This window comes from Bradyrhizobium roseum, from assembly GCF_030413175.1.
In the GTDB taxonomy this organism is placed as follows: domain Bacteria; phylum Pseudomonadota; class Alphaproteobacteria; order Rhizobiales; family Xanthobacteraceae; genus Bradyrhizobium; species Bradyrhizobium roseum.
On record NZ_CP129212.1, the window covers coordinates 1,462,513 to 1,476,260 of the forward strand.

Annotated in this window: 11 protein-coding genes; 6 read left to right on the plus strand and 5 right to left on the minus strand. The window is 63.3% G+C overall.

The window, feature by feature from the left end; translation table 11 throughout:
* Positions 1 to 7 precede the first annotated feature (7 nt).
* A complete protein-coding gene (locus QUH67_RS06865) occupies positions 8 to 2,134 on the plus strand; it encodes a BTAD domain-containing putative transcriptional regulator (RefSeq protein WP_300945925.1) in 2,127 nt (708 codons plus the stop codon).
* On the opposite strand, the gene QUH67_RS06870 is transcribed toward QUH67_RS06865, so the two are convergent.
* Positions 2,131 to 2,541, minus strand: a complete 411-nt coding sequence (locus QUH67_RS06870) for a hypothetical protein (RefSeq protein WP_300945926.1) — start codon at positions 2,539 to 2,541, stop codon at positions 2,131 to 2,133. The two genes, QUH67_RS06865 and QUH67_RS06870, sit on opposite strands and share 4 nt — an antisense overlap.
* A gap of 42 nt (positions 2,542 to 2,583) precedes the next feature.
* On the minus strand, positions 2,584 to 4,326 hold the full coding sequence (locus tag QUH67_RS06875) for a peroxidase family protein (protein ID WP_300945927.1): 1,743 nt from the start codon (positions 4,324 to 4,326) through the stop codon (positions 2,584 to 2,586).
* Between the two features lie 233 nt (positions 4,327 to 4,559).
* Here QUH67_RS06875 and QUH67_RS06880 point away from each other — a divergent pair, with 233 nt between their 5' ends.
* The 4 genes from QUH67_RS06880 to QUH67_RS06895 all read left to right on the plus strand — a co-directional run bounded on the left by QUH67_RS06880 (position 4,560) and on the right by QUH67_RS06895 (position 9,565).
* Positions 4,560 to 4,751: a hypothetical protein gene (locus QUH67_RS06880; RefSeq protein WP_300945928.1), complete on the plus strand. Its 192-nt coding sequence runs from the start codon at positions 4,560 to 4,562 to the stop codon at positions 4,749 to 4,751.
* Positions 4,752 to 4,913: 162 nt separating this feature from the next.
* On the plus strand, positions 4,914 to 5,789 hold the full coding sequence (locus QUH67_RS06885) for a dihydrodipicolinate synthase family protein (protein WP_300945930.1): 876 nt from the start codon (positions 4,914 to 4,916) through the stop codon (positions 5,787 to 5,789).
* A gap of 203 nt (positions 5,790 to 5,992) precedes the next feature.
* Positions 5,993 to 7,087 carry a S1C family serine protease gene (locus QUH67_RS06890; RefSeq protein WP_300945931.1) on the plus strand — a complete coding sequence of 365 codons (1,095 nt, stop codon included), beginning with the start codon at positions 5,993 to 5,995 and terminating at the stop codon, positions 7,085 to 7,087.
* A gap of 153 nt (positions 7,088 to 7,240) precedes the next feature.
* On the plus strand, positions 7,241 to 9,565 hold the full coding sequence (locus tag QUH67_RS06895) for a xanthine dehydrogenase family protein molybdopterin-binding subunit (protein ID WP_300945932.1): 2,325 nt from the start codon (positions 7,241 to 7,243) through the stop codon (positions 9,563 to 9,565).
* A 173-nt stretch (positions 9,566 to 9,738) separates the two neighbouring features.
* On the opposite strand, the gene QUH67_RS06900 is transcribed toward QUH67_RS06895, so the two are convergent.
* From QUH67_RS06900 to QUH67_RS06910, 3 genes are read right to left on the minus strand one after another with little or no spacing between them, the layout of a single operon-like run.
* Positions 9,739 to 10,935, minus strand: a complete 1,197-nt coding sequence (locus tag QUH67_RS06900) for an acyl-CoA dehydrogenase family protein (RefSeq protein ID WP_300945933.1) — start codon at positions 10,933 to 10,935, stop codon at positions 9,739 to 9,741.
* Between the two features lie 15 nt (positions 10,936 to 10,950).
* Positions 10,951 to 12,099, minus strand: coding sequence for an acyl-CoA dehydrogenase family protein (locus QUH67_RS06905; RefSeq protein WP_300945934.1), 1,149 nt, complete (start codon positions 12,097 to 12,099; stop codon positions 10,951 to 10,953).
* A 19-nt stretch (positions 12,100 to 12,118) separates the two neighbouring features.
* Entirely contained in the window at positions 12,119 to 12,970 is an 852-nt protein-coding gene (locus tag QUH67_RS06910; protein ID WP_300945935.1) for an enoyl-CoA hydratase, read from the minus strand.
* Between the two features lie 156 nt (positions 12,971 to 13,126).
* Between QUH67_RS06910 and QUH67_RS06915 the strand changes: the two genes are divergently transcribed.
* A complete protein-coding gene (locus QUH67_RS06915) occupies positions 13,127 to 13,735 on the plus strand; it encodes a LemA family protein (RefSeq protein WP_300945936.1) in 609 nt (202 codons plus the stop codon).
* Positions 13,736 to 13,748 lie beyond the last annotated feature (13 nt).

The window sequence follows — 13,748 nt, forward strand, 5'->3', positions numbered from 1 at the left end:
CCGTTGCATGCCGGTCAGTGTGAACGCCATAACAAAAGACGACGCGACGCAAGTGCCCGAAAGCGCACCGCGTCTGTCGGTGTCGCTGGTCGGGCGGCTCGGCGTGCGATTCAACGGCCGGCCGATCGAGCTGCGGACCCGCAAGGCCGGTGCGGTTCTCAGCTACCTTGCGCTCTCGGAAACAAAGCAGGAGAGCCGCGAGCGCCTGGTCGGCCTGCTCTGGAGCCGATCAGACGAGGAAAAGGCGCGCGCCTCGCTGCGGCAGGTGGTTCGCGAGTTGCGCTCGATGCTCGAAGAGGCCGGCTATGACGGCTTCGTCGCGGAGCGGCTGATGATCGGTCTCGACGTCGGGCGAATCCAGGTCGACATCGAAAGCGTGATCCAGCTTGCCGAAGGCGGTCGCGTTCACCCGCTGTTGCTCGATACGCCGGAACTCGACAGCCGGCTGCTTGAAGGAATGGATGATCTCGACCCGTCGTTCCGGGTCTGGGTGCTCGCCAAGCGGCAGACCATCCATGAACGGCTGATGCGAAATCTCGACGAAGGCCTGACCTCCCCGCACGTTCCCGCCGACTCCAAGAAGCGCATCGCGGCGGCGATCGTAAATCTCGACCCGACGCACGAATATGCCTGCCGGTACCTGATGCGGGCACATGCGGAAGAAGGCGATACTGCCGGCGCGCTGCGCATCTACAAGGCATTGTGGGATCTGCTGGACCGCGACTATGCGATGGAGCCGTCGGCCGCGACCGAAGAGCTTGTCGCCAACATCAAGCTAGGCATTCTGGAGCGCGCGCCGGTCGATCGGGCTGCCGCGGCGGCGGCAAACGACGAATTTGCCGTCCGGACGATCAGGGGGACGGCTCTTGAGCCGCTCGCACCGATTTCACAATCGGTCAACCTCTCGGCCAGGACCCGGCTGGTGCTGCGGCCGTTCGCGATGCATGGCGTCGATGACAATCACAGCCATCTGGTGCAGGGCTTTTCGCAGCATCTCGCCGCCTGTCTCGTCCGCTTCCGGGAGTGGAGCGTGGTCGATCGTCCGCCCGCGGCTGTCATGCTGCCCGCCTCGGGCACTGCGCCGCAATACTGTATCGAAACCACGGCCTACCAGGCCGGCGCCGAAATAAACATCGTGATGGTGCTCCGGGACGATACGACGGGCATCTACGTCTGGAGCGAAAGTTTCCGGCTCGGCCTCGGCAACTGGTTCGAAACGCAGCAGCGCATCATTCGCCGCATCGCGTCGTCGCTGAACGTGCAGCTGTCGACCGAGCGGTTGATGCGGTTGGCGGGCGAGCCCGACGTATCGCTCGACCTGCACGATCGCTGGCTCCGCGGCCAGAACCTCATGTCGAGATTCGATCCGGAAAGCTGGCGGCGGGCGGTCGCCATCTTTCGCGATGCGATACGCGACAATCCGGGTTTCTCGCCCTGTTACAGCAGCCTCGTACAGATGAACAACATCGAGCACTTCGTGTATCCGGGTCTGTTTCGCGATTTCGAAAAGGCGCGCGCGACGCTCGAGCTGGCGAAGATTGCTGTTCAGCTCGACCCCGTCGATTCCCGGGCGCATCTTTGCTGCGGCTGGTCGTATATGATGGCGCTGCGCGAGGCCGAAGCCGGCCCGCACATGCAACTGGCCTGCGAGCTAAACGACAACGATCCCTGGACCTTGCTATCGAGCGCCCATTACGATGCCTTCTGTGGATCGATCGAGCAGGCGCGGCTGCGTGCCGAGCAATCGCTGACGCTCTCGCCGGCGCCTTCCTATCTCGAGTGGGCCTACCACTGCACTATCCGTTTTCTCCACGGAGACTATGCCGGAGCGCTCGAGGCCTGTGATCGCGCCAATCATGTCGTTCGGATATTGCCCGCGTGGCGTGCCGCGGCGTTGTTCTATCTCGGAGAGGCGGAGCAGGCGCGCGAAGAGGCGCAGCGCCTCGTCAACGGACTGCGCTCGTTTTGGGTTGGCCCTTCCGCACCGACCGACGAGGCCGTGGTGCGATGGATTATGCAAGCCCATCCGATCAGAGTGAAAGATCGATGGGAAGCCCTCCGCGACGGATTACATGGCGCAGGGCTCCCAGTCGAAGGTATCGTTCAGCGGTTAGGTGCGGTTGACATCGCTTAGGCGCAGAAGCTGATCGTGTAGTCGCCGATGCGCTCGGCGTGCACCTTGAATTTTTCGGCTTCCGGAATCACCGGATCCATCCCGTTGAACAGGCGCTTGTAGAACGGCGGAAGCGGGTAGGTCGCGCCGGGCTTGCTGAGCTTTTCTTCGGAATCCGCGATCGCGAAGGCGGGCGGCAGGCGTACGACGACGGTGTCCATGTGCTGCTCAACGAACTGAACCTTGGTGTAGCGGTCCGGCACCGTCATGAACACTTGCGCCTTGGCGAGTTGCTCCTTGAATTCGTCGATGGTGGTCGGGATTGGGTACTCGTTGTCGTCTTCGAGATAGTTCTTGCCGGTCGACCAAGTCTTGACGAGGTTGCCCCAGCGCTCATGATTGGTCACTTGCATTCTTTCGAGGGCCATCGCTTTTACTCCTCCGGGTTGCGTGAAACGGAGAATTCCGCTTCACAAAAATGCGGGCACGGCTTGTTGCAGACCGGCAACCTCGGTGGTGAATTCCACCAGTTGAGCCATGCTCGATATTTCTGGAATGTCCTGAAGTACGTTCGTCAGGTAGAATTCGCGGGAGATGAGGTCCAGTTGATCGGCGAGCGAGCCGCCGCCGGCCGATTGGGGGTCGCCCGCCAGCGCGCCGAATATCGTTTCCGATACGATGATCGAGCCGAGCAGACCGAGTTGCAGGCCTTCCGTCTGCTGCATCGCCTCGAACAGGATGAAAAACGGCAGCGGCGGATCGCTTGAAAGAGTTTCGATGTCCTGGTCCGTGAGTGCGCCGTAGACCTGCCCCGAGGCGAGCCATTCGCGGAGCTGATCGACACGGTAGGCGCGGTCGGTCAACAGGCGCGAAGCGGCAATGAGCTGCGGTCTACGGTTGCTGATCTCAGCGATCAGAGCGTCGACCGACCACATGCCGGCTAAACCGGAGCCGAGCAAGTCGCGGTACAGCAGACCGACCCGTTCGGTTTCGTCGAACGCCGGAAATATCTGGTCGTTCCCCAGTCCGTCGCTGAGATGCGGTCCGATGCGGCGGCTGAGATTCGGCGTAGATCCGTTGATCTCGAAGAAGCGCGACCATTGTACCATCCACGTTTCATCGAGCGGCATGTTTGCCGGATCGTTCACCGAACTCTTTTCCAGCGTGTTGTTGAGGTCGTGCAGCGACAGGTCATTGATCTGGTATTCCGGGCGCACCATGGCGTGGCCGAAGCGGAATGCGCCGTGTGAGAATTCGAGCGGAATTTCCCAGATTTCGGTCGAAAATCGTTCCGCGGAGTGCGGACGGTCCATGAAGTCGGGATTTCGTTCGCGATAGATGCCGTAGATCGCGGGATGGATCACTCGCCGCATCAGGTCGTCGCGCAGGACGTTGCGATAGATCGCCACCAGTGCCTCGCGGGCGCAAAGGAAGCGCCGGTAGGCGGCGTTGAACTGACCGTTTGGTCCGGCGTTGCCTTCATGGCGGCGAATGATATCGATGAGCCCGTTGTGCAACAGCGCAAGCAGCGCAGTGAGCTGCGACATCACGGCATGATCGTCATTGCGCGGATCGGCGACCAGCGCCTCGGTAAGCGCGGCGCGGACGCCTGCAATGCTGCGATCGATCCCGGTCAGATTTTCAGCCGGAGTCCGCGCGATGTCGCGGAATGGGCAACCGCTCGCCGGCTCGCTCTCTTTCCAGCGCATTCGCCCCAGCCTCAGCTTGGTGCGGCGGTCGTCGCTGGATGCGTCGAGTGCGTAGATGTGCGGCGAGCCGACCGGGCCGCTGCCGTACAAGGTCTCCAGCCGAAGCGGCGTGCGGCGCGCATTCGTGGTGCCGCCGCGGATACCGCCCGCGACCGAAAGCGGAACCGCCGAATGGACGAGATCGTGCGCAACGAATTGCAGCAGATAGGTATAACCTGAGGGGATGCCGGGATTTTCCCAGTATTCTGCCGATCCGGCCGAGTGAGGCTGCCACTTGATGGCGGCATCCATGCGCCGCGACAGGCGGTGCATCAGTCCGCGGAGTTCGGCATGATGTGACGGCGAAGCGAGCGGATCGATACCGAAGGCTCGGAAGCGCTGCGACGGAGCAGGCGTCCCGAGGAAGTGACGAAAGCCGGGCATTGTTGCCGTGCGCGCAGCGCCGCGCGTATCGACCCCGGAACTTCGGAACGTGGATGCGCTGGCAACGTTCTGCAGAGCCATCAAAGCCACTCTCGCTCGCGTGGACGGGCGGCGAGACTGCGAAGTAAGTCGTGAAATTATCGTGAGTGAATTAATTAGAACCTGTGAACATCTGTGGACATCTTTTGATCAATCAGCGGCCGCCGACGCTGCGCCACGCGGTGCATTTCGGCTGTTTCAGATTGGGTAACGCAGCAGTATGGTTGCGCATGTCGTTGCATCGTCGGCCATAAGGAGCAGTCCGGACAGCACCCTTGGCGCGCTTCGTCGGGAAGATGCTCGCGGTGATGATTGTTGTTCCAGGTGCTGCGCCCGCCGACCCTTCATTCAATCAAGCGGAGACAGGACGTCGGCAACTGGATTGCTTTGCGGCGCTGATCAACAAGTTCGACCGTCGGTACTTTTTCGTCGCCTACCCTGCCGAAGGCGGCGTGAAGCGGATATGACCGGCTTGATGATCGCAATCTCCAGCGACCGCCATGCAAGAGCGCCGCCGCTGGTCACGCATGAATTGGGCACTGCAAGTGAGCGCTGGGAGCGTTGCGTTGTCCAGGTGTTCCGGTTAGCCATATCGGGAAAATGTTTCCGCGCGAGGGACAATACCGGTCATGGCTGACTTCCACGGCGTCTTTCCCTATCTGGTCTCGCCGATCGATGCCTCAGGCCAGATCCGCACCGAGGTGCTGGGCCGGCTCTGCGACGACCTCATCAAGGCGGGCGTGCATGGCTTGACGCCGCTCGGCTCGACCGGCGAATTCGCCTACCTCGACCACGCCCAGCGCGCAGCCGTCGTGCAGGCCACCATCGAGGCCGCGAAGGGCCGGGTGCCGGTGATCGCCGGCGTCGCCTCGACCTCGACGGCGGACGCGGTGGTGCAGGCAAAGGCGCATCAAAAGATCGGCGCCGACGGCATTCTCGCGATCATGGAAGCCTATTTCCCGGTCGCTGATGCGCAGGTCGAATCCTATTTCCGCGCCATTGCCGATGCCGTCGACATACCTGTCGTGATGTATACCAACCCGCAATTCCAGCGGTCTGATCTCACGCTTGACGTGATCGCGCGGCTCGCGACGCATCCGCGCATCGGCTACATCAAGGATGCCTCGACCAACACCGGCCGGCTGCTGTCGATCATGAATCGCTGCGGCGACAGCATAAAGGTCTTCTCGGCGTCCGCGCATATTCCGGCGGCGGTGATGCTGATCGGCGGGCTCGGCTGGATGGCCGGCCCCGCCTGCATCATTCCGCGCCAGAGTGTTGAACTCTACAACCTCTGCAAAGCGGCGCGTTGGGATGAGGCGATGGCGCTGCAACGCAGGCTGTGGCGCGTCAACGAAGCCTTCGCCCGCTTCAATCTTGCCGCCTGCATCAAGGCCGGGCTCGACATTCAGGGCTATGCGGTCGGCGACCCCGTGCCGCCGCAGGCCGCGCTGACGGCGGAGCAGCGTAAGGTCGTCGAGGCCGCATTGCGCGATTTGGCATAGAAGTGTCCGCCTCGCATTTCGATCTGCGACGTCGGCTTGCGCGACAAATCGTACTTCCTAAATCATCCGCTATGGGGTGCGCCAAGGTGTCCCTGAATGACCAGAAACTTTCGATCGGCCCGGACGTTTGGTGACGCGAAATTCCCGGGGGAACAGACCGTCTTTGCCTCGTCGGGCGAGGCGAATCAGCAGATGAGAGATCGATGAGCCGTCGCTTTGCGCTTTTTCTCGCTGTCATCGCTGCCGTATTGGTGGCGTTGACACTGTCCAACATGCGCTACAGCCCGTGGACCAATACATCGGCACGCTCCGTCGACCAGCGCGGGCCTCTGTCCGATGCCGAGCGCGCCAATATCGAGCTGTTCGAGCGGGTATCTCCGTCGGTGGTGCAGGTGGCCGCACGCTCGGCCGCCAGCAATCCGCTTGCCGACGAGGAAAGCGGCGGCGCCGGAGCCGCCTCCGGCACCGGCTTCATCTGGGACAATGACGGTCATGTCGTCACCAACCATCACGTCGTGCAAAATGGCACCGAAGTTGCGATCCGGTTTGCTTCCGGAGAGGTAGCGCAGGCCGGGATCGTCGGCGTTGCGCCCAACTACGATCTGGCGGTGCTGCGGATCAAGAGTGCCCGAAAGCTGCCGCCGCCGGTGGCGCTGGGCAGTTCGAACGAACTCAAGGTCGGGCAGTCGGCGTTTGCGATCGGCAATCCGTTCGGGCTCGATCAGTCGCTGACCAGCGGCATCATCAGCGCGCTCAAGCGTCGGTTGCCGACCAGCAGCGGCCGTGAAATCTCCAACGTCATCCAGACCGACACTGCGATCAATCCCGGCAATTCGGGCGGGCCGCTGCTGGATTCGGCCGGCCGGCTGATCGGCGTCAACACGGCGATCATCTCGCCTTCCGGCTCCAGCGCCGGCATTGGATTCGCGATCCCCGCCGATATCGTCAACCGCGTCGTTCCCGAACTCATCAAGAACGGGCGCGTCCCGACGCCCGGCATCGGTATCGTCGCCGCCAGCGAGGCCGTTTCGACCAGGCTCGGCGTCGAAGGGGTGATCATTGTGCGCACTGCGCCGGGAAGTCCGGCCGAACGGGCCGGCATCCGCGGTGTCGACTTCAATTCCGGCGCGCTCGGCGACGTCATCGTCCAGGCCGACGGCAAGCCGGTTCACCGGCTTTCCGACCTGACCGACCAGATCGAGCAGGTCGGCGCCGGCAAGAGCATCCGGATTAGTCTTAAGCGAGGTGCGCAGACCCGCGATATCACCATCGATATCGTCGACATCGGCCGCAGCTGAAAGGCCCTCATATGATGGCAGGATCATACCCGGGCGGCGCAGGCTGGACCGGCGCGCTGGCGCATTTATTGCAGCGACTTGAATGAGTTGTGTCCCCTGAAAAATCCGCTAAAACCCGGCCAAATCCTGCCAAGAAGCTCGAAGGACAAACTGATGAACATTCTTCCCGGCAATATGCGTTTTGGTGCGGGCCAGCCGGTCAAGCGTTTGGAAGACCAGCGGCTGCTCACCGGGAAGGGGCAGTTCATCGACGACAAGCCGGAGGAAGGCGCGCTGTGGCTCTATGTGCTGCGCTCGCCCCACGCCCACGCCAAGATCGTTTCGATCGACAGCGCGGCGGCCACCGCGATGCCGGGTGTCGAAGCGGTCTACACCGGCGCCGACCTGGTCAGGGACAATATCGGCACCATTCCGACGCTCGCGATCTTCAAGCGCCCGGACGGTTCGCCGATGACGGTGCCGCCGCGGCGCCTGCTCGCTCACGAAGTCGTGCGTTATGCCGGCGAAGCCGTTGCGGCCGTCGTCGCGACCTCGCGGGTGCTGGCGCAGACCGCGGCGGAAGCGGTCGTTGTCGACTACGAGGTGCTGCCCTCGGTGGTCGACCCGCTGGAAGCGATCAAGCCCGGCGCGCCTGCCGTGTGGCCGGAAGCGCCTGACAACATCGTGGCGGCGATGAGCTATGGCGATGCGGCCAAGGTCGAGGAGGCCTTTGCCAACGCCGCGCACACCGTCTCGCTCGATCTCGTCAGCCAGCGGCTGGTGCCGTCGGCCATGGAGCCGCGTTCGACCATTGCGGAGATCGACAAGAAGACCGGACGCCTGATCCTGCACGTGCAGTCGCAGACCCCGGCCTCGACCCGCGACGTGCTGGCAGAAGCCGTGCTGAAGCGACCAAAGGAAAGCGTGCGCGTGCTGGTCGGCGACATCGGCGGCGGCTTTGGGCAGAAGACCAATCTCTATCCGGAAGACGGCATCGTCGCTTACGCGGCCACCAAATTGTCGCGCAAGATTCGCTGGCGCGGTGACCGCACCGATGAGTTCGTCGGCGGCACCCATGGCCGCGATCTCACGTCCACCGGCGAGTTCGCGCTGGACGCCAAGGGCCGCGTGCTGGCCTATCGGGTCCGTTCGGTCGGCGGTACCGGCGCCTACTCTTCCGGCGCGGCCAACATCATTCCGCTGGTGCTTGGTCCCTTCGTGCAGACCGGCGTTTACGATCTACCGCTGGTACATTTCGAAGTGAAGTCGGTCATGACCAATACCGCGCCGGTCGGCGCCTATCGCGGCGCGGGGCGGCCCGAGGCCGTGTTCATCGTCGAGCGGCTGATGGACGCCGCGGCGCGGCAGATCGGCATCGACCCGCGCACCATCCGCAAGGTGAACTATATCAAGCCCGCGCAACTGCCCTACACCAATGCCGTCGGTCAGGTGTACGATTCCGGCGCCTTCGCGCACATGCTGTCGCGCGCCTCGGAGCTTGCGGACTGGGACGGCTTTGCCGCGCGCAAGAAAGCGGCGAAGAAGAAGGGTCTGCTCTACGGCCGTGGCCTCACCAGCTATATCGAGTGGACCGGCGGTCGCGCGCACACCGAAAAGGTTTCGCTGCACGCCACGGCCGAAGGCCGCATCATCCTGCATTCCGGCACCATGGCGATGGGGCAGGGGCTGCAGACCACCTACACGCAAATGGTATCCGATACGCTCGGCATCCCCATGGACAAGATCGACGTCATCCAGGGCGATACGGATCTCGCCACCGGTTTCGGCAGCGTCGGTTCGCGCTCGCTGTTTGTCGGCGGCACGGCGGTTGCGGTCTCGACCAACGACATGATCACCAAGGCGCGCGAAAAGGCCTCCAACGTGCTGGAGACCTCAGTCGAGGATATTGAATATCGCGACGGCTGGCTGACGGTGGTCGGCACCGACAAGCGCATCAGCCTGTTCGAGATCGCGAAGAAGGAAGACGGCGCGCGGCTGAGTGTCGATTCCGAAGGCGAGGTCGACGGGCCGAGCTGGCCGAACGGCACGCATATCTGCGAGGTCGAGATCGATCCGGAGACGGGCGTCAGCAAGGTGGTGCGCTACACCACGGTCGACGACGTCGGCATCGCCGTGAACCCGATGCTGGTGACCGGCCAGGTCCATGGCGGCGTAGCGCAAGGCATTGGGCAGGCGCTTTATGAGGGGGTTGCCTACAGCGAGGAAGGCCAGTTGCTGACCGCGAGCTACCAGGACTACTGCGTGCCGCGCGCTGACGACATCCCGCCGATTGCGGTGACGCTCGATGATTCCGCGCCCTGCCGCACCAATCCGCTCGGCGCCAAGGGATGCGGCGAGTCCGGCGCGATCGGCGGGCCGCCCTGCATCACCAATGGTGTGATGGATGCGTTGAGCGAACTCGGCATCAAACAGCTCAACACGCCGCTGACGCCGGCCAAGGTGTGGCAGGCGATCAGGGACGCGAGGGCGGCGGGGTAGGGCTTCACCCGCCCCTTGAGGGGGCGGGTCGACGCGCGGAGCGCGGCGGGGTGGGGTGATCTCTCCGCGGGCACCGCGCGAGCGGAGAGGCTGTCACCCCACCCCGTCTCGCATTTCGCTTCGCTCAATACGAGCCGACCCGCCCCCTCGAGGGGCGGGTGAAGCGAGAGACACTACAGCCCCAACACCATCTTTGCGATGATCTCGCGCTGGATCTCCGACGAGCCGCCAAAGATCGTATATGCCCGGCCGTTGAGATATTCCGGCACCACGGGGAGTATCTCCTCCGGAATCCCCGGCGTCTCGTTGAGCCGGTAGAGCGGTCGCATCGGCTCGACATAGAGGCCGTCATTGCCGATCACGTCGACGCCGAGGCGCGTCACCGCCTGGCGGATTTCGCTGTTGCGCAGCTTCAGGATCGACGACACCGCGCCGGGATTCTGTCCGGTCTGCAGCGCCGACAGCACGCGCAGCTCGGTCATCTCGAGCGTGTCGATATCGACCTCGATCTCGGACATCCTGATCGCAATGTCGGGATCGTCGATGGCGCGGCCGGTCACCTCCGACTCGGCGAGATCGGAAATCGTCTTCAACGCGTCGCGCAGCTTGGCGGAAGCGATGCCAGCGCCGCGTTCGAACTCGAGCAGGTATTTTCCGTAAGTCCAGCCCTTGCCCTCTTCGCCGACGCGGTTGGCGACGGGCACGCGGACGTCATCGAAGAACACCTGATTGACCTCATGATCTCCGCCGATGGTGAGGATCGGCCGCGTCGTGATGCCCGGGCTCTTCATGTCGATGAGGATGAAGGAGATGCCGTCCTGCTGGCGTTCGGTCTCGTTGGTGCGCACCAGCGCGAACATCATGTTGGCGTGGTGAGCATGCGTGGTCCAGATCTTGGTGCCGTTGATGATGTAGTCGTCGCCGTCGCGCACCGCGCGGGTTTTCAGCGACGACAAATCTGAGCCCGATCCCGGTTCGGAATAGCCCTGGCACCAGTAATCCTCGCCGGAGAGTATCCGCGGCAGGTAATAGTTCTTCTGTTCCGGCGTACCGAAACCGATGATGACCGGGCCGACCATCTTGACGCCCATGACATTGACATTGGGCACGCCGGCGCGCGCGCTCTCGGACTCGAAGATCCAGCGTTTCGCCGGCGTCCAGTCAGGGCCGCCATGGTCCACAGGCCAGCCCGGTGCGCCCCAGCCCTTTCTGTTCAGCGCACGCTGCCAGGCCATGCCGATATCAGGGTCGGAAAATACCGAGGGCGTCAGCGCGGTCGCGCGTTTCATTTCCGGCGTCAGATTTGCCGCGATGAAATCCCGCACTTCCTGTTCGAAGGCGCGCTCGTCGGCGCTGTAGGTGAGATCCATGGATGGCGCTCCTGTTCAGGCCTGGACGGCACGGCCGCCGAGGGCCGCGTGGCGGCGATAATGATGGGCGCTGCCGCCGAACAGCGTGTCGAAGGCAAGCAGCCGTTTGAAATAGGAGCCGATATCGAGCTCCTCGGTGACGCCCATGGCGCCGTGCAACTGGACCGACTGCTCGGCGACGAAGCGCGCGCATTTGCCGATCTTAGCTTTCGCACCTGAGGCCGCGCGGCTGCGCGCCACCGGCTCGGCATCGGCCATCAGCGCGGCGCGCAACGCCATCGAGCGCGCCTCGTCGCATTGCATCGCCATGTCGGCGAGTCGATGTTTGATCACCTGGTTGGCGGACAGCGGCCGGCCGAACTGTTTTCGGATTTTTGTGTATTCCAGCGTCTGGTCCAGCAGCGTCTGCATGATGCCGACGGCTTCCGCCCCTAGCGCGGCCATGGCGCGGTCGATCGTGGCTTCGATCGCGGGCAGGGCGTCGTTGCCGTCACCGAGCAGCGCGTCGGCCGGCAGTTGCACGCCGCTGAGTTCGAGGTTGCAGGCGCGGCCGCCGCCCAGCCGCGGAAAATCGCGCAATGCCGTGCCGCGCGTGCCTTGCGGCACCAGGAACAGACAGAGCTTGCCAGGCTTGCCGGCGCCATCGTCGACGCGCGCCGAGACGATGATCTGGTTGGCGGCATTGCCGTCCAGCACGGCAGTCTTGCGTCCGTCGAGTTGCCAGCCGTCAGCTGTCTTGGTTGCCGTGGTCCTGACGTCTGCAAGGTCGAAACGCGCCTGACGCTCCGAATGCGCAAATGCCAAGACCAGTGACCCGTCGGCAATGGCCGGCAACAGCGCCTCCTTCTGCGCGTCCGTGCCGCATTCAGATATCAGCGATGCGCCGATCACCACCGTCGAAAGATAGGGTTCGGAGACTAACCCCCGCCCGAACGCTTCCATCAGGATGCCGATCTCGACGGCCCCGCCGCCGAGACCGCCATGGGTCTCGGCGATCGGCAGCGCCAGCCAGCCGAGTTCGGCGAACTGCTTCCAGAGGCCGGCGCTGAACCCGAGCGGTTCGCTGGCGATCTTTTTGCGGTGGTCGGCGGTGTAGGTCTCGCTGACAAAACGGTCGGCGCTTTCGCGCAGCAAGCGCTGCTCGTCACTCGGGGTAAGGTCCATTGGCGTCGCTTTGCTTGTTCTACTTTGCTTGTGCCGGCTTTTTGACGGAAGGGTGCAGGCCTGCGGGGTCGACCACCATGCCGAACTCCTGGAGGTTATGCGCGTGGCAGAGCTGATGCAGCGCGAACGCCTGCTCGATCGCAGCCGGTTGCCCCATGACGTCGACCGAGCGGTTGACGGCTTCCTTGGTCAGCTTCAGCGCAAACGAAGGTTTTGCCGCGATCCTTTCGGCGAGCTTCATGACGAACGAGGACAACTCGGGGCGCGGCACCACGTGATTGACCATGCCGAGCCGGTGCGCTTCGTCCGCGTTCCATACGTCGGCCGTGAACAGCAATTCCTTGGCCTTGCGTGGGCCGAGCTCCCAGGGGTGCACGAACCATTCGACGCCGCAGACGCCCATGGTCACGACGGGATCGCAGAACTCCGCATCGTGGCTGGCGACGATAAGGTCGCAGGCCCAGGCCAGCATCAGGCCGCCGGCAATGCACTTGCCGTGCACCTCGGCGATCGTGGGCTTCGCCAGATTGCGCCAGCGCCGCGTGATCTGCAGGTAGATCTCCTGCTCGCGCGCGAAGCGGCCGTGGGCGTTCGGTTCGGCAAAACCGCCCCAATTTCCGACCGGCGGAAAATCTGTGCCGGCGGCATTCTTGCCCCCGGGGCGCAGATCATGCCCGGATGAGAAATGCGGGCCGTTGCCGGCGAGGATGATGACCTTGACCGCGTCGTCCTGAACAGCCTGGTCGAAGGCGGCGTTGAGGTCGTAGGTCATCTGCAGGTTCTGTGCGTTGCGCGCCTCGGGCCGGTTCATCACGATCCGCGCGATACGCGGCTCCGGCCGCTCCACGACGATGGTCTCGAACGTGGTCATGAACCCTCCCTTTTTATTGTCCGGCCATGTTGTTATTTCGGCGTCCGATAGGCAAGAGCCATCGTCTGAGAAACGCCCGTCGGCCCGGTTACGGTTGCATACCTGACGAAACCAATCTGCTAGACTTGCGTTTGATTTGCTTTGGGGGAGAATGAAATGCGCAGACTATGGACCGTGTTGGCGATCTTGTCGTGCCTGGGCCTGACCAATTGCGGCTACAACGCGATCCAGACCAATGACGAGCAGGTCAAGGCGAACTGGTCGGAAGTGGTCAACCAGTATCAGCGCCGTGCTGATCTGGTGCCGAACCTCGTCAATTCGGTGAAGGGGTTTGCGCAGCAGGAAAAGGACGTACTGCTGGGCGTCACCAATGCCCGCGCCAAGGTCGGCAGCGTCCAGGCCACGCCGGAAGTGCTGAACGACCCGGCTTCATTCCAGAAATTCCAGGCCGCCCAGGGCGAATTGTCGAGCGCGCTGTCGCGGCTGTTGGTGGTGACCGAAAATTATCCGCAGCTCAAGTCTGACGCGCTGTTTCGCGACCTGATGTCACAGCTGGAAGGCACCGAGAACCGCATCACCGTGGCGCGCAACCGCTACATCAAGGCCGTGCAGGACTATAACGTCGGCATCCGCACCTTCCCGAACAACCTGACCGCGATGATGTTCGGCTACAAGGAGAAGCCGAACTTCACGGTCGAGAACGAGAAGTCGATCTCGACGGCGCCGAAGGTGGATTTCAATCCGACACCAGCACCCGCCAAGTAGCGGGTGAGCGACG

Excerpts from the sequence above, each read along its gene's own strand:
- QUH67_RS06875 (WP_300945927.1), bottom strand. The coding sequence starts at position 4,326 with ATGGCTCTGCAGAACGTTGCCAGCGCATCCACGTTCCGAAGTTCCGGG.
- QUH67_RS06910 (WP_300945935.1), bottom strand. The coding sequence starts at position 12,970 with ATGACCACGTTCGAGACCATCGTCGTGGAGCGGCCGGAGCCGCGTATC.
- QUH67_RS06900 (WP_300945933.1), bottom strand. The coding sequence starts at position 10,935 with ATGGATCTCACCTACAGCGCCGACGAGCGCGCCTTCGAACAGGAAGTG.
- QUH67_RS06865 (WP_300945925.1), top strand. The coding sequence starts at position 8 with ATGCCGGTCAGTGTGAACGCCATAACAAAAGACGACGCGACGCAAGTG.
- QUH67_RS06890 (WP_300945931.1), top strand. The coding sequence starts at position 5,993 with ATGAGCCGTCGCTTTGCGCTTTTTCTCGCTGTCATCGCTGCCGTATTG.
- QUH67_RS06885 (WP_300945930.1), top strand. The coding sequence starts at position 4,914 with ATGGCTGACTTCCACGGCGTCTTTCCCTATCTGGTCTCGCCGATCGAT.
- QUH67_RS06915 (WP_300945936.1), top strand. The coding sequence starts at position 13,127 with ATGCGCAGACTATGGACCGTGTTGGCGATCTTGTCGTGCCTGGGCCTG.
- QUH67_RS06870 (WP_300945926.1), bottom strand. The coding sequence starts at position 2,541 with ATGGCCCTCGAAAGAATGCAAGTGACCAATCATGAGCGCTGGGGCAAC.
- QUH67_RS06905 (WP_300945934.1), bottom strand. The coding sequence starts at position 12,099 with ATGGACCTTACCCCGAGTGACGAGCAGCGCTTGCTGCGCGAAAGCGCC.
- QUH67_RS06895 (WP_300945932.1), top strand. The coding sequence starts at position 7,241 with ATGAACATTCTTCCCGGCAATATGCGTTTTGGTGCGGGCCAGCCGGTC.